Source organism: Pseudomonas sp. TAA207 (assembly GCF_001529285.1).
GTDB lineage: Bacteria > Pseudomonadota > Gammaproteobacteria > Pseudomonadales > Pseudomonadaceae > Aquipseudomonas > Aquipseudomonas weihenstephanensis.
In genome coordinates, this window is the sequence record NZ_LLWJ01000070.1 from 120,762 (window position 1) to 136,552 (window position 15,791).

14 protein-coding genes and 2 pseudogenes are annotated in these 15,791 nt (G+C 55.9%); 15 read left to right on the forward strand and 1 reads right to left on the reverse strand.

Annotated elements, in window-relative coordinates; genetic code table 11:
* Nucleotides 1-47: 47 nt before the first annotated feature.
* Nucleotides 48-863 (reverse strand): annotated as a pseudogene (gene map / locus AP059_RS17380) (type I methionyl aminopeptidase); the annotation flags it as partial.
* 338 nt (nucleotides 864-1,201) lie between these two features.
* Here map and rpsB point away from each other — a divergent pair.
* The 15 genes and pseudogenes from rpsB (at nucleotide 1,202) to rnhB (ending at nucleotide 15,791) form a co-directional block, all read left to right on the forward strand.
* Complete coding sequence (gene rpsB, locus AP059_RS17385) at nucleotides 1,202-1,942, forward strand: 30S ribosomal protein S2 (RefSeq protein ID WP_048363353.1); 741 nt, start codon at nucleotides 1,202-1,204, stop codon at nucleotides 1,940-1,942.
* Nucleotides 1,943-2,148: 206 nt separating this feature from the next.
* Nucleotides 2,149-3,018 carry a translation elongation factor Ts gene (gene tsf, locus AP059_RS17390; protein WP_048363354.1) on the forward strand — a complete coding sequence of 290 codons (870 nt, stop codon included), beginning with the start codon at nucleotides 2,149-2,151 and terminating at the stop codon, nucleotides 3,016-3,018.
* Nucleotides 3,019-3,225: 207 nt separating this feature from the next.
* The gene (gene pyrH / locus AP059_RS17395; protein ID WP_048363355.1) at nucleotides 3,226-3,969 is read left to right on the forward strand and encodes a UMP kinase; all 744 of its coding nucleotides are present in this window, start codon (nucleotides 3,226-3,228) and stop codon (nucleotides 3,967-3,969) included.
* On the forward strand, nucleotides 3,966-4,523 hold the full coding sequence (gene frr / locus AP059_RS17400) for a ribosome recycling factor (protein ID WP_059764525.1): 558 nt from the start codon (nucleotides 3,966-3,968) through the stop codon (nucleotides 4,521-4,523). The genes pyrH and frr overlap by 4 nt, the downstream gene beginning before the upstream one ends.
* Nucleotides 4,524-4,538: 15 nt before the next feature.
* Complete coding sequence (gene uppS, locus AP059_RS17405) at nucleotides 4,539-5,294, forward strand: polyprenyl diphosphate synthase (RefSeq protein ID WP_059764527.1); 756 nt, start codon at nucleotides 4,539-4,541, stop codon at nucleotides 5,292-5,294.
* Entirely contained in the window at nucleotides 5,294-6,100 is an 807-nt protein-coding gene (locus AP059_RS17410; protein WP_059764529.1) for a phosphatidate cytidylyltransferase, read from the forward strand. The genes uppS and AP059_RS17410 overlap by 1 nt, the downstream gene beginning before the upstream one ends.
* A complete protein-coding gene (gene ispC, locus AP059_RS17415; RefSeq protein ID WP_059764532.1) occupies nucleotides 6,097-7,284 on the forward strand; it encodes a 1-deoxy-D-xylulose-5-phosphate reductoisomerase in 1,188 nt (395 codons plus the stop codon). Before AP059_RS17410 ends, ispC begins: the two co-directional genes overlap by 4 nt.
* 44 nt (nucleotides 7,285-7,328) lie before the next feature.
* On the forward strand, nucleotides 7,329-8,681 hold the full coding sequence (rseP, locus tag AP059_RS17420; protein ID WP_048363359.1) for an RIP metalloprotease RseP: 1,353 nt from the start codon (nucleotides 7,329-7,331) through the stop codon (nucleotides 8,679-8,681).
* A 75-nt stretch (nucleotides 8,682-8,756) separates the two neighbouring features.
* Entirely contained in the window at nucleotides 8,757-11,102 is a 2,346-nt protein-coding gene (gene bamA, locus AP059_RS17425) for an outer membrane protein assembly factor BamA (protein WP_059764534.1), read from the forward strand.
* A gap of 43 nt (nucleotides 11,103-11,145) precedes the next feature.
* Complete coding sequence (locus AP059_RS17430; RefSeq protein WP_003440444.1) at nucleotides 11,146-11,649, forward strand: OmpH family outer membrane protein; 504 nt, start codon at nucleotides 11,146-11,148, stop codon at nucleotides 11,647-11,649.
* A 2-nt stretch (nucleotides 11,650-11,651) separates the two neighbouring features.
* Nucleotides 11,652-12,706 (forward strand): annotated as a pseudogene (lpxD, locus tag AP059_RS17435) (UDP-3-O-(3-hydroxymyristoyl)glucosamine N-acyltransferase).
* A gap of 109 nt (nucleotides 12,707-12,815) precedes the next feature.
* A complete protein-coding gene (fabZ, locus tag AP059_RS17440) occupies nucleotides 12,816-13,256 on the forward strand; it encodes a 3-hydroxyacyl-ACP dehydratase FabZ (RefSeq protein WP_048363361.1) in 441 nt (146 codons plus the stop codon).
* Nucleotides 13,253-14,029, forward strand: a complete 777-nt coding sequence (gene lpxA / locus AP059_RS17445; RefSeq protein ID WP_059764536.1) for an acyl-ACP--UDP-N-acetylglucosamine O-acyltransferase — start codon at nucleotides 13,253-13,255, stop codon at nucleotides 14,027-14,029. The genes fabZ and lpxA overlap by 4 nt, the downstream gene beginning before the upstream one ends.
* 2 nt (nucleotides 14,030-14,031) lie before the next feature.
* Entirely contained in the window at nucleotides 14,032-15,162 is a 1,131-nt protein-coding gene (gene lpxB, locus AP059_RS17450; RefSeq protein WP_059764538.1) for a lipid-A-disaccharide synthase, read from the forward strand.
* 11 nt (nucleotides 15,163-15,173) lie between these two features.
* A complete protein-coding gene (rnhB, locus tag AP059_RS17455; RefSeq protein ID WP_048400002.1) occupies nucleotides 15,174-15,791 on the forward strand; it encodes a ribonuclease HII in 618 nt (205 codons plus the stop codon).

Here is a 15,791-nt window from a genome sequence, read left to right on the forward strand (position 1 = left end):
TTCCTGTGGCTGGGTTGTGGCTATCTATAAAGAAGCGACTGCAAACATCAGGCCGAAACGCGCGCGATGGTGTCATCGCTGCGCAGGGTGAAGATTTCGTAGCCGGTATCGGTGACCAGCAGCGTGTGTTCCCACTGCGCCGACAACTTGCGGTCCTTGGTGATTGCGGTCCAGCCATCGCCCAGCACTTTGGTGTCGGCTTTGCCCTGGTTGATCATCGGCTCGATGGTGAAGGTCATGCCGGCTTTGAGTTCCATGCCGGTGCCCGCGCGGCCGTAGTGCAGGATTTGCGGTTCTTCGTGGAACACCTTGCCGATGCCGTGACCGCAGAACTCGCGTACCACCGAAAAGCCGTTCTTTTCAGCGTGCTTCTGGATCACTTCACCGATATCGCCCAGGCGGCAGCCCGGTTTGACGATCTCAATGGCTTTGTACATGCATTCTTGTGTCACTTGCGACAGGCGCTCAGCCCAGACTGGCACTTTGCCAACATGGAACATACGGCTGGTATCGCCGTGGTAGCCGTCCTTGATCACCGTAACGTCGATGTTCAGGGTGTCGCCTTCCTTCAACGCCTTGTCGCCTGGAATGCCGTGGCAGACGACGTGGTTGATCGAGGTGCAGATCGACTTAGGAAAGCCTTTATAGTTGAGCGGGGCCGGAATGGCCTTTTGCACATTGACGATGTAATCGTGGCAGATGCGGTCCAGCTCTTCGGTGGTCACGCCGGGCTTGACGTACTCGGCGATCATTTCCAGGACTTCGGCGGCCAGTTTGCCGGCGACACGCATTTTTGCGATGTCCTCGGGGGTTTTGAGGGTGACGGTCATACAGGCTCTCTTCGCGCGTTGGCGCTCATCAACGGGTTTGCGGGTGCGTGTTCGGCAACACCCTGACGTAAAAACGCGATTCTAACAGACGACCGGCGTTAATCATGGGCCGCTTGCCATCGTTTCTCTTGATGGAATGGGGCATTCTGGCTCTATTGCGCGCCTTGCGCAAAAGCGCATGGAAGAAAGTCAGAATCCGTGTTTCGTTTTTTGGCCGTCTTGTGTTATAAAATGCGCCGCTTTGCGGGTATAGCCCGCTGAGCACAAACCCACACACGTGTCGACACGATGACCTGGGTGCCTTCAGCTCGAAGCTGCTGGTTGGTCATTGGGATACGTGGAGGCCTAACCCGACTTATTAAGGAACTATCATGTCCCAAGTCAACATGCGCGATATGCTGAAGGCCGGTGTGCACTTCGGTCACCAAACCCGTTACTGGAACCCGAAGATGGGTAAATACATCTTTGGCGCGCGTAACAAGATTCACATCATCAACCTTGAAAAAACCCTGCCAATGTTCAACGAAGCTCTGACTTTCGTAGAGCGTCTGGCCCAGGGCAAAAACAAGATTCTGTTCGTCGGCACCAAGCGTTCCGCTGGCAAGATCGTTGCTGAAGAAGCAGCACGTTGCGGTTCGCCGTACGTGGATCACCGCTGGTTGGGCGGCATGCTCACCAACTTCAAAACCATCCGTGCTTCCATCAAGCGTCTGCGTGACCTTGAAATCCAGGCCGAAGACGGTACCTTCGCCAAGCTGACCAAGAAAGAGGCGCTGATGCGCACTCGCGATCTGGAAAAGCTGGATCGTAGCCTGGGTGGTATCAAGGACATGGGCGGTCTGCCAGACGCTCTGTTCGTTATCGACGTTGACCACGAGCGTATCGCGATCACCGAAGCTAACAAGTTGGGTATCCCGGTTATCGGCGTTGTCGATACCAACAGCAGCCCAGAAGGTGTTGACTACATCATCCCGGGTAACGATGACGCAATCCGCGCTATCCAGCTGTACATGGGCGCGATGGCTGATGCTGTAATCCGTGGCCGTAACCACGTTGCTGGCGGCACCGACGTATTCGTCGAAGACGCTCCAGCTGCAGCGGTTGAAGGCTGAGTAATTAACGCCTAGCGTTTACTCAGTACGCAAAAAGGGGGCTTGGCCCCCTTTTTGCCACCTCGAAATCCATTTGTTGGACACGCCTCTGTCGTTGCTGTATCAAATTGCGGCTGGCAGGGTTGCATCGAGGCAGGCTTCACACGAATTGAACGCCCGTTTGGTCGGGTGGAATGGTTGAAAACCTATCCAAGAGGAATTTTGAAATGGCAGAGATTACTGCAGCGTTGGTTAAAGAGCTTCGTGAGCGTACTGGCGAAGGCATGATGGATTGCAAGAAAGCCTTGACCAAGGCTGGCGGCGACATCGAAAAAGCCATCGACGACATGCGTGCTTCGGGCGCCATCAAGGCCGCCAAAAAAGCAGGCAACGTTGCTGCTGAAGGCGCTATCGCAGTTAAAGTTGCGGATGACAACAAGTCGGCCGTAATTCTGGAAGTTAACTCGCAAACCGACTTCCTGGCTCTGCAAGACGACTTCAAGAAATTCGTAGCTGACAGCGTTGAAAAAGCGTTCGCAGACAAGCTGACCGAAGCCGCTCCGCTGATCGCGGCTCAAGAAGCTGATCGTCTGGTTCTGGTAGGCAAAGTAGGCGAAAACGTTAACATTCGTCGTCTGACCCGCGTTGAAGGTGATGTTGTTGATGCTTACCTGCACGGCAACAAAATCGGTGTTGTTGTTGCTCTGAAAGGCGGTAACGCTGAACTGGCTCGCGACATCGCAATGCACGTTGCTGCCAGCAACCCAGAATTCCTGCTGCCATCGCAGGTTTCCGCTGACGCAATCGAACGCGAAAAAACCGTGTTCATGAGCCTCAACGAAGACAAGATCAAAGGCAAGCCAGCAGAAATCGTTGAAAAAATGGTTGCCGGTCGTATCAGCAAGTTCCTGGCTGAAGCCAGCCTGGTTGAGCAGGCGTTCGTTAAGAACCCTGAAATCAAGGTCGGTGAGCTGGCCAAGAAAGCCGGTGCTGAAATCGTTTCCTTCACTTACTACAAAGTAGGTGACGGTATCGAGAAGCCAGTTGACGACTTCGCTGCTGAAGTAGCTGCTCAAGTGGCTGCAAGCAAGCAATAAGACGGTTTTCAACTGTCGACCCGAAGAGGCTGCCCGCTCACGCGCGCAGCCTCTTTTCAAATGGGTGAGGGTTTTACCTTTCCCGGCGGAACCGGTTTGCAAAATCGTGATCCGATGGTGCTGTTGTGCAGCGCCAAGCTAGAGTAAGCGCAGGCTGAAACCAGCCTCGCACAGATTTTTTATAAAACGCGGCAGGAGAGATTCGCAATGGCTCAGCAGGGCAGTGGTTATCAAGCTCGCTATAAACGCATTCTACTCAAGCTAAGCGGCGAGGCCCTGATGGGCTCTGAAGATTTCGGGATCGACCCCAAGGTCCTCGACCGCATGGCGCTGGAAGTTGGCCAATTGGTTGGCATCGGCGTTCAGGTAGGTTTGGTGATTGGTGGTGGCAACCTGTTCCGTGGCGCTGCGCTGAGTGCTGCTGGTATGGATCGTGTCACCGGCGACCACATGGGCATGCTGGCAACCGTGATGAACGCCTTGGCCATGCGCGATGCGCTGGAACGTGCGAATATCTCCGCCATCGTAATGTCGGCCATTTCCATGGTCGGCGTGACGGATCACTATGACCGTCGCAAGGCAATGCGCCACTTGAACGCGAAAGAAGTGGTGATTTTCGCTGCGGGTACGGGCAATCCATTCTTCACAACGGATTCTGCCGCCTGCTTGCGAGCCATTGAAATCGACGCTGATGTGGTGCTTAAAGCCACCAAGGTTGACGGCGTATACACCGCAGATCCATTCAAAGACCCGCATGCCGAGAAGTTCGATCATCTGACTTACGATGAAGTGCTGGATCGCAAGCTGGGCGTTATGGACCTGACGGCTATCTGTCTGTGCCGCGACCACAAAATGCCATTACGCGTATTTAACATGAACAAGCCAGGCGCCCTGCTTAACATTGTTCACGGCGGTGCTGAAGGCACTCTGATCGAGGAAGGTCAACAATGATTAACGAAATCAAAAAAGACGCACAGACGCGCATGCAAAAGTCGCTGGAATCGCTGAGCCATGCATTTGGCCAGATCCGTACCGGCAAGGCTCACCCAAGCATTCTGGGTAGCGTGATGGTGCCTTACTACGGCTCGGATACTCCGATTAGCCAAGTGGCCAACGTTACCGTTAAAGACTCTCGCACCCTGCAAGTGGTGGCGTTCGAGCGCAACATGCTCGGCGCAATCGACAAGGCAATCCAGAGCGCTGACCTGAACCTCAATCCGACCAATCTGGGCGAGTTGCTGCTGATCTCCATGCCGGCCCTGACGGAAGAAACCCGTAAGGTTTTTGCCAAGAAAGCGCGTGACGCTGCAGAAGATGCGCGTATTGCTGTGCGTAACATCCGTCGTGATGCCTTGAGCCAGTTGAAAGACCTGGTCAAAGAAAAAGAAATCAGCGAAGACGAAGAGCGCCGTGCTGCTGATGATATCCAGAAGCTGACCGACAAGGCTGTTGCTGATATTGAAACGGCGACCAAGCAGAAAGAAGCGGACCTGATGGCCGTATAAGGGTCTGGGCGTTTTATGGAAAAGACCAAGCAGGCTGTGTCGCCATCGGTGCCGCGACATGTCGCGATCATCATGGATGGCAATAATCGCTGGGCGAAAAAGCGCTTCATGCCGGGGGTTGCCGGGCATAAAGCGGGCGTGGATGCTGTCCGTGCAGTGATTGAGGTGTGCGCCGAGGCTAAGGTCGAGGTGCTCACTTTGTTCGCTTTTTCCAGCGAAAACTGGCAGCGACCTGCGGCTGAGGTCAGCGCCTTGATGGATTTATTCTTCAAGGCGTTGCGTCGTGAGGCCAAGCGCCTCAACGAAAACAACATCAGTCTGCGCATTATTGGTGATCGCTCACGTTTCCATCCCGAGCTGCAAGCGGCGATGCGTGAAGCGGAGGCGATCACTGCCGGGTCTGGACGCTTTGTACTGCAAATTGCCGCTAATTACGGCGGTCAGTGGGACATTGCCCAGGCCGCTCAGCGCTTGGCGCGTGAGGTTCAGGCGGGTCATTTGCAACCTGAAGACATCACGCCCGATTTGCTGCAAACCTGTCTGGTAACTGGCGATCTGCCGTTGCCTGATTTGTGCATCCGCACCGGTGGCGAACATCGCATCAGTAATTTCTTGCTGTGGCAGTTGGCCTATTCCGAACTCTACTTCTCCGACCTGTTCTGGCCGGACTTCAAACACGAAGCCATGCGTCATGCATTGGCTGATTTCGCTTCTCGCCAGCGTCGCTTCGGTAAAACGAGCGAGCAGGTTGAGGCTGGAGCCCGGGTTTAATGCTTAAACAACGCATCATTACTGCACTTATCTTGCTGCCAATCGCCTTGTGCGGTTTTTTCCTGCTTGAAGGGTCGAACTTTGCACTCTTTATAGGGCTGGTTGTGACGCTTGGCGCGTGGGAATGGGCACGGTTGGCCGGTTTTACCGCTCAAGCTGCCCGTGTTGGCTTCGCCGTCATCGTTGCGCTCCTGCTGTTTTGCCTGCACTTATTGCCTGACCTCGCGCCCTGGGTGCTGGCGGCCGCGGTGGTGTGGTGGGCGGCGGCTACCTTTTTGGTGCTGACGTTCCCCGAGTCGGCTTCGCGCTGGTCGAGCACGGCGGCAAAGCTGGTGATCGGGCTGCTGATCCTGCTGCCTGCCTGGCAGGGGTTGGTCATGATCAAGGCCATGGCGCTGGGCAATTGGCTGATCATGGCGGTGATGGTGTTGGTGTGGGGGGCAGACATCGGCGCCTACTTTTCAGGGCGTAAATTTGGCAAGCGCAAACTCGCCCCTAAAGTCAGTCCCGGTAAAAGCTGGGAAGGCGTGTTCGGTGGCTTGGTCCTGAGCCTGCTGATCACGCTTGTGGTTGGCATTGTGCGCGACTGGAGCGTCGGCGAGATGGTTGCTGCGTTGGTGGGTGCGGCGGTTGTGGTGTTGATTTCGGTGGTGGGCGACCTCACAGAAAGCATGTTCAAGCGCCAGGCGGGCATCAAAGACAGCAGCAATCTATTGCCGGGCCATGGCGGTGTGCTGGATCGCATTGACAGCCTGACGGCGGCGATCCCTGTATTCGCGGTGTTGCTGTGGATGGCGGCATCATGAGTCGTCCTCAACTCATCACGGTGCTGGGTGCAACAGGTTCTATTGGCCTGAGTACCCTGGACGTGATTGCGCGTCACCCAGATCGTTATCAGGTGTTTGGCTTGAGTGGCTATAGTCGCCTCAATGAACTGCTGGCCCTGTGCGTGCAGCACAGACCGCAGGTCGCGGTGGTGCCACATGCGCAGGCCGCGCTTGAGTTGCAAGCCGGTTTGCGCGCTGCGGGCCTGAGTACCGAGGTGTTGGTCGGCGAGCAAGGCTTGTGTGATATTTCGTCGGCGCCGCAAGTCGATGCCGTGATGGCGGCGATTGTCGGTGCAGCAGGGCTGCGTCCTACTCTGGCTGCGGTCAATGCGGGCAAGAAAATACTGCTGGCGAACAAAGAGGCGTTGGTAATGACAGGCGCTTTGTTCATGCAGGCAGTGCGCCGCAGTGGCTCGGTGTTGTTACCTATCGACAGCGAGCACAACGCGATCTTTCAGTGCTTGCCGCAGGATTTTGCGCGCGGCTTGGGGCATGTAGGTGTTCGGCGTATTTTGCTGACTGCCTCGGGCGGTCCTTTCCGTGAAACGCCATTGGCTGACCTGGAGCGGGTGACCCCTGATCAGGCGTGCGCTCATCCCAATTGGTCGATGGGGCGCAAAATTTCCGTCGATTCAGCCAGCATGATGAACAAAGGGCTTGAGCTGATTGAGGCGTGCTGGCTGTTCGACGCCAAGCCAAGTCAGGTTGAAGTGGTGATTCATCCGCAAAGCGTGATTCACTCGCTGGTGGATTATATAGATGGCTCGGTGCTGGCGCAGTTGGGTAACCCGGACATGCGAACCCCGATTGCCAATGCATTGGCCTGGCCAGAGCGTATTGATTCGGGGGTCGCGCCCCTGGACCTCTTTTCCGTGGCGCGGCTGGATTTCCAGCGCCCGGATGAGCAGCGTTTTCCATGCTTGCGCCTGGCGCGCGAGGCCGCAGCGGCTGGCCACAGTGCGCCAGCCATGCTCAACGCGGCCAATGAAGTGGCGGTGGCGGCGTTTTTGGGTGGTCGGATTCGCTATCCGCAGATTGCTCAGTTGATTGAAGACGTTCTAAATAAAGAGCCTGTGGTAGCCGTCGACGAATTGGAGGCAGTATTTGCCGCTGATGCCAAGGCGCGTGTGTCGGCTGAACAATGGTTGAGCCGTAAGGGTTGATCAGGGCTGCTTGCCGGAACCGGACAGGATCGCGGAGAAAGTAGATGAGTGCGCTTTATATGATTGTTGGCACCCTGGTGGCATTGGGGGTGCTGGTCACTTTTCATGAATTCGGTCACTTTTGGGTGGCGCGCCGTTGCGGCGTCAAGGTTCTGCGTTTCTCTGTGGGCTTCGGCACGCCGTTACTGCGTTGGCGCGATCGCCAGGGCACTGAATTTGTGGTGGCAGCCATTCCGTTGGGTGGCTACGTAAAAATGCTTGATGAGCGGGAGGGCGACGTCCCTGTCGATCAGTTGGATCAGTCCTTTAACCGCAAAACCGTTGGGCAGCGTATTGCGATCGTTGCCGCAGGCCCGATTGCGAACTTCATGTTGGCGATGCTGTTTTTCTGGATTTTGGCCATGCTGGGCAGCCAGCAAGTGCGCCCGGTCATTGGTGCCGTTGAAAGCGGTAGCCTGGCTGCGCAGGCCGGTCTGGTGGCCGGTCAGGAAATCGTCGCCATTGATGGCGAGCCGACGACCGGCTGGTCCAACGTCAATTTGCAGTTGGTGCGTCGCCTGGGGGAGAGCGGGACGATCCAAGTAGCCGTGCGAGATGCCGGTTCGACTTCAGAGTCTGCGCATCAGGTGGTGTTGCATGATTGGCTAAAAGGCGCCAACGAGCCGGACCCTATCAGTTCTTTGGGTATTCGCCCCTGGCGCCCCGAATTGCCGGCTGTTTTGGCCGAGCTGGACCCAAAGGGCCCTGCGCATGCAGCCGGGCTCAAGACAGCCGACACGCTGCTGGCCATGAACGATCAGCCGGTCAAGGACTGGCAGCAAGTGGTGGATTGGGTTCGTGAGCGCCCGGGTGCGCAGATCGTATTGCGTGTAGCGCGTGATGGAGTGCCCCTTGAGGTACCTGTCACCTTGGCCGCGCGCGGTGAAGGCAAGGCTGCCACGGGTTATCTGGGGGCAGGGGTCAAGGGTGTGGACTGGCCGCCCGAGATGATTCGCGAGGTCAGTTACGGCCCGCTCGCCGCAATTGGCGAGGGCGCAAAACGCACTTGGACCATGAGCGTATTGACGCTCGACTCACTTAAGAAAATGTTGTTCGGCGAGCTCTCGGTAAAAAACTTGAGTGGACCGATAACCATTGCTAAAGTGGCGGGCGCTTCTGCCCAGTCGGGTGTCGCGGATTTCCTGAATTTCCTGGCTTATCTGAGTATCAGTCTTGGGGTTCTGAACTTGTTGCCCATACCAGTATTGGATGGGGGACATTTGTTGTTTTATCTGATCGAGTGGGCGCGTGGTCGTCCCTTGTCGGATCGGGTGCAGGGTTGGGGAATGCAGATCGGTATCAGTTTGGTGATCGGGGTGATGTTACTTGCTCTGGTCAACGATCTGGGTCGTCTGTAAACGCTTCGCTGAATTGCGAATCTGCCGCATTTTGCGGCAGTTTGTTTATTGCCAGTTGGAATAAGAAAGGACTTCATGAAACGTCTGCTGCTAACTGCGGTTCTCGCCGTACTGATGATCGCCGAAGTTCACGCCGAGTCCTTCACTATCTCTGATATTCGTGTCAACGGGCTGCAGCGGGTTTCCGCTGGTAGCGTGTTTGGCGCGTTGCCGCTGAACGTGGGTGAGGTAGCGGATGACCGCCGTTTGGTGGAATCCACTCGTGCGTTGTTCAAAACCGGGTTCTTTCAGGACATCCAACTGGGTCGTGATGGCAATGTGCTTGTCATTACGGTTGTCGAACGTCCTTCCGTCTCCAGCATCACCATTGACGGTAACAAGGCGATCTCCACTGACGACCTGATGAAAGGTCTTAAACAGTCGGGTCTTGCCGAAGGCGAAATCTTCCAGCGCGCCACCCTTGAAGGTGTGCGTAACGAGCTGCAACGTCAGTACGTTGCCCAGGGCCGCTACTCGGCTACGGTAGACACCGAAGTGGTGTCCGAGCCGCGCAACCGGGTTGCCTTGAAGGTCAATATCAACGAAGGCACGGTGGCAGCCATCCAGCACATCAACGTGGTGGGTAATACTGTTTTCCCGGAAGACGACCTCGTTGATCTGTTCGAACTGAAAACCACCAACTGGTTGTCGTTCTTCAAGAACGACGACAAGTATGCGCGTGAAAAACTCTCGGGCGACCTTGAGCGTCTGCGTTCTTACTACCTCGATCGCGGCTATATCAATATGGATATTGCTTCGACTCAGGTCTCGATCACGCCCGACAAGAAAAACGTCTACATCACGGTCAACGTGAACGAAGGCGAAAAATTCAATGTGGGTGAAGTCAAGCTGAGCGGTGACCTCAAGGTCCCAGAAGACCAGATCAAATCGCTGCTGCTGGTTCAGCCGGGCCAGGTGTTCTCGCGCAAGCTGATGACCACCACCTCTGAGCTGATTACCCGTCGTCTGGGTAACGAAGGCTATACGTTTGCCAACGTTAACGGTGTGCCGCAGCCAAACCCTGAAGATCACACCGTAGCCATTACGTTTGTGGTTGATCCGGGCAAGCGTGCTTACGTTAACCGCATCAACTTCCGTGGCAACACCAAATCCGAAGACCAGGTGCTGCGCCGCGAAATGCGTCAAATGGAAGGTGGCTGGGCGTCGACGTACCTGATTGATCAGTCCAAGGTGCGTCTTGAGCGTCTGGGCTTCTTCAAGGAAGTGAACGTAGAAACCCCGGCAGTGCCAGGCACTGACGACATGGTTGACGTTAACTACGCCGTAGAAGAACAAGCCTCCGGTTCGATCACCGCCAGCGTCGGCTTTGCCCAGAGCGCCGGTTTGATCCTCGGTGGCTCGATCACTCAGAACAACTTCCTGGGTACCGGTAACCGCGTCAGCGTCGGCTTGACCCGCAGTGAGTACCAGAGCCGTTACAACTTCAGCTACGTCGATCCTTACTGGACTGCCGATGGCGTGAGCCTGGGCTACAACGCGTTCTATCGCACCACTGACTACAAAGAACTCGACGTTGATGTTGCAAACTATTCGGTGGACAGCCTGGGTGCAGGCATCACCATGGGCTACCCGATCAGCGATACGTCACGTCTGACCTATGGCCTGAGCGTGCAGCAGGATGAAATCAGCACAGGTGATTACACCGTCGACGAGATTTTCGACTTCGTAAACCGTGAAGGTGACAAGTACCTCAACTTCAAGGCATCGGTGGGCTGGTCCGAGTCGACGCTGAACAAAGGTGTGTTGCCAACCCGCGGTAGCTCGCAAAGCCTGACGCTTGAGACCACTATTCCGGGCAGCGACCTGCAATTCTACAAACTGGATTACCGTGCACAGCTGTTCCAGCCGTTGACTGATACCTACACCATGCGCCTGCACACTGAGCTGGGCTATGGTGATGGTTATGGTTCAACCTCTGGGCTTCCGTTCTACGAGAATTACTACGCAGGTGGTTTCAACTCGGTACGTGGCTTTAAAGACAGTGCCTTGGGTCCTCGCAGTACGCCAAGTACAGGTAAGAACGGTACCTTGGTCGACCCGGACCAGGATGCATTGCCATTCGGTGGTAACGTGCTGATCCAGGGTGGTGTTGAAGTACTGTTCCCTATGCCGTTTGTGAAAGATCAACGCTCCCTGCGCACCTCCGTGTTCTGGGATGTGGGTAACGTGTTCGACACCAACTGCAAAGGCGATACCAAAGATTGCGATATCGGCTTTAGCAACCTGGCCAGCTCTGTGGGTGTTGGCGTGACTTGGGTGACTGCACTTGGCCCGTTGAGCTTCAGCTTGGCGATGCCAATCAAGAAACCGGATGATGCCGATACACAGGTGTTCCAATTCTCTCTCGGCCAGACTTTCTAAAAGCCTGACTTCAGATAACACAACGATTTTGTAGGAGTGCATCGTGCGTAAGTTGACTCAATTGGTTCTCCTGGCTTCGGTTCTGGTAGCAGGTCCGGCGTTCGCCGACATGAAAATCGCCGTGCTGAACTATCAGATGGCGCTGCTCGAGTCGGACGCTGCCAAGCGTTACGCCGTCGATGCCGAGAAGAAATTCGGTCCGCAACTGACCAAACTCAAGTCCCTGGAAAGCAGTGCCAAAGGCATTCAGGACCGTTTGGTCAAAGGCGGCGACAAAATGCAGCAAGGCGAGCGTGAGCGTCTGGAGCTTGAATTCAAGCAAAAGGCCCGCGATTTCCAGTTCCAGTCCAAGGAACTGAACGAAGCCAAAGCTGTTGCTGACCGTGAAATGCTGAAACAGCTGAAGCCAAAACTGGACAGCGCTGTTGAAGAAGTCATCAAGAAAGGTGCATTTGACCTGGTGTTCGAGCGTGGTGCTGTGATTGATGTAAAACCTCAGTACGACATCACTCGCCAAGTCATTGAGCGCATGAATCAGCTGAAGTAATTATGACCGCGACTATAAAACTCGGCTATTTGGCCGAGTTCCTCGGTGCCACCTTGCGTGGCAGCGCGGAGAAAGAAATCACTGGGCTAGCCACTTTACAAGAGGCTGGCCCATCTCAGTTGAGCTTTCTGGCCAACCCTCAATACCGAAAATACCTGGTGGATTGTCAGGCTGGAGCTGTATTGCTCAAGTCAGCCGATGCCGAAGGGTATGTCGGTGATGCGTTGATTGTGCCCGACCCTTATCTGGCGTATGCCCGTATTTCCCACCTGTTTGATCCCAAGCCCAAAGCCGCGGCCGGGGTTCATCCCAGCGCAGTGATTGCGGCTGACGCGGTGATTGATCCTGCGGCAAGCATTGGTGCGTTTGCGGTCATTGAAAGCGGTGCGCGGATTGCAGCCGGCGTTACGGTTGGCCCTCATTGCTTTATCGGCGCTCGCTGCGAAATCGGCGAAGGTGGCTGGCTGGCACCCCGCGTGACGCTTTATCACGATGTTCGCATCGGCAAGCGGGTGGTGATTCAATCGGGTGCGGTGCTGGGGGGTGAAGGCTTCGGTTTTGCCAACGAGAAAGGTGTGTGGCAAAAAATTGCCCAGATCGGCGGCGTGTCCATTGGTGATGACGTTGAAATTGGCGTCAACACGGCTATCGACCGCGGTGCACTGGCAGACACGGTCATTGGCAATGGCGTCAAGCTCGATAACCAGATTCAGATCGCGCACAACGTGCAGATCGGTGACCATACGGCGATGGCCGCGTGTGTCGGGATTTCGGGAAGCACTAAAATCGGCAAACACTGCATGTTGGCTGGCGGTGTGGGGCTGGTGGGGCATATCGAGGTCTGCGATAACGTTTTTCTCACCGGCATGACCATGGTGACGCATTCGATTACCGAGCCAGGCGCCTATTCTTCCGGTACGGCGATGCAACCAGCGGCTGAGTGGCGCAAGAGTGCAGCACGTATTCGCCAGCTGGACGACATCGCAAGAAGGTTGAAACAACTGGAAAAGCGCGTCGAGAAGTGACCCCTGACGGTATCGCTTCATCTGAAAGCTAATACTATTTCCATATCAGGTGCGCAGAACCACTGGTTTGTGCGCTTGATTTGCTAGAGGAGCGTGCCTTTGTCGCGCGCGCCCAATCTTTATTACAGGCTTCCCCACGAAATGATGGACATCAACGAGATTCGCGAATATCTGCCTCACCGTTACCCGTTCCTGCTGGTGGACCGAGTGGTGGATCTGGATGTCGAGAACAAACGCATTCGTGCCTACAAGAATGTCAGCATCAACGAGCCTTTTTTCAATGGTCACTTCCCGGCGCATCCAATCATGCCCGGTGTTTTGATCATTGAGGCGATGGCTCAGGCTGCGGGCATTCTTGGTTTTAAAATGCTCGACCTGAAGCCTGCTGACGGCACGCTTTACTATTTCGTAGGCTCCGACAAGCTGCGTTTCCGCCAGCCAGTCACGCCGGGCGACCAATTGATCCTTGAAGCCAAGTTCTTGAGCTGCAAGCGTCAAATCTGGAAGTTCGAGTGCCAGGCGTCGGTTGATGGCAAGCCGGTCTGCTCGGCTGAAATTATCTGTGCGGAACGCAAACTATGAGTTTGATTGACCCTCGCGCAATCATCGATCCGACGGCCATTTTGGCCGACGACGTCGAGGTCGGCCCTTGGTCGATCATCGGCGCAGGTGTGGAAATCGGCGAGGGGACAGTGATTGGGCCGCATGTGATTCTCAAAGGCCCAACCAAAATCGGTAAACACAATCGCATCTACCAGTTCTCCTCGGTAGGTGAAGACACGCCCGACTTGAAGTACAAGGGCGAAGAAACACGGCTGGTGATCGGTGATCACAATGTGATTCGTGAAGGTGTCACCATCCATCGCGGTACGGTTCAGGACCGTGCCGAGACCACATTGGGCGATCACAACCTGATCATGGCGTATGCCCATATCGGGCATGACAGCGTGATTGGTAACCACTGCATTCTGGTCAACAACGCCGCATTGGCGGGCCATGTGCATATGGGGGATTGGGCGATTTTGTCCGGTTTCACGTTGGTTCATCAGTTTTGCCACATCGGCGCCCACAGCTTTTCCGGCATGGGCACGGCGATAGGCAAGGATGTTCCTGCGTTTGTAACCGTGTTCGGCAGCCCTGCCGAAGCGCGCAGCATGAACTTTGAAGGCATGCGCCGTCGCGGTTTCAGCGAAGATGCCATCCATGCACTGCGCCGCGCTTACAAAGTGGTTTACCGCCAGGGGCTGACGGTGGAGCAAGCGCTTGTCGAGCTGGCTGATCCTGCCGCGCAATTCCCCGAAGTTGCCCTGTTTGTCGACTCCATCCGTTCTTCTACACGTGGCATCACCCGCTGATCATGGCCAGATTGCGTATTGCGCTGGTGGCGGGGGAAGCCTCGGGCGATATTTTGGGTTCGGGTTTGATGCGGGCACTCAAAGCCCAGCACCCTGATGTTGAGTTTATCGGGGTCGGTGGTCCGTTGATGGAGGCCGAGGGCATGCGCTCTTACTTCCCGATGGAACGTCTCTCTGTCATGGGGCTGGTTGAAGTGCTGGGTCGCTTGCGTGAACTGCTCAAACGTCGCAAGGAGCTGGTTCAGACACTTATTGCCGAAAAGCCTGACGTGTTCATCGGCATTGATGCGCCGGACTTCACCCTCAATATCGAACTTCAATTACGTCGTGCCGGGATCAAAACCGTGCATTACGTCAGCCCGTCGGTTTGGGCCTGGCGTCAGAAGCGTGTGCTTAAAATTCGCGAAGGCTGCGACTTGATGCTCACGTTGTTGCCTTTTGAAGCCAAATTCTACGAAGAGCACGGCGTGCCGGTACGTTTTGTCGGGCATTCGCTGGCTGACACCATCCCGCTGCAGGCGGATAAAGCCGCAGCACGCGCTGAGCTAGGGTTGGCAGAGGGGCCGTTGGTCGCTTTGATGCCTGGCAGTCGTGGGGGGGAGGTGGGCAAGCTGGGAGGGTTATTCCTCGATGCTGCGCAGAAAATCCACGAAGTCCGCCCTGAAGTACGCTTTGTGCTGCCGTGCGCCAATGCCGCACGGCGCGAACAAATCGAGCAGTTGCTGATTGGGCGCGACTTGCCGCTGACGCTGCTGGACGGCCGATCGCACTTGGCATTGGCGGCGTGTGATGCAGTGTTGATTGCCTCTGGGACGGCAACCCTTGAGGCGTTGTTGTACAAGCGGCCGATGGTCGTGGCGTACCGCCTTGCGCGGCTCACGTTCTGGATTCTCAAGCGTCTGGTCAAAAGTCCTTACGTGTCTTTGCCTAACTTGTTGGCCCAGCGCATGTTGGTGCCGGAGTTATTACAGGACGCAGCCACCCCTGACGCACTGGCGCAAACCCTGTTGCCGCTCCTGGACAATGGTGATGAGCAAACGCAGGGGTTTGACGCCATACATCGCACATTGCGCCTCGACGCCTCCAATCAGGCGGCCAAGGCCGTGTTGGAACTGATTGCACAATCCAAATGAGTAAAGTGACTATGCAAATCGGATTGGACTTCAATCTGGTCGAAGACCTTGTGGCCGGCGTTGATGAAGTCGGTCGCGGCCCGTTGTGCGGAGCGGTCGTGACCGCGGCGGTGATCCTCGATCCCGCGCGCCCGATCGCGGGCCTTAATGACTCGAAAAAACTGACCGAAGCGCGTCGCGAAAAGCTCTATGACGAAATCTGCGAAAAAGCCCTGAGCTGGTGCATTGCACGCGCAGAAGTTGAAGAGATTGACGAGTTGAATATTCTGCATGCCACCATGCTGGCCATGCAGCGTGCCGTAGAAGGGTTGAGCATCACCCCGAAACTGGCAATGATCGACGGCAATCGTTGCCCTGTGTTGACCATGCCTGCTGAGGCCGTTGTAAAAGGCGATAGCAAAGTACCGGCGATTGCCGCAGCGTCGATTTTGGCCAAGGTCAGTCGTGACCGCGAGATGGCCGCTTTTGAACTGCAATATCCGGGTTATGGCATCGGCGGTCACAAGGGCTACCCGACAGCGGTTCACCTTGAGGCCCTTGAGCGTCTTGGTCCTACGCCTATTCACCGACGTTCCTTTGGTCCGGTGCGGCGAGCCTACGAGGCGCGCGAAGGTCTGACCGAGGTTTAG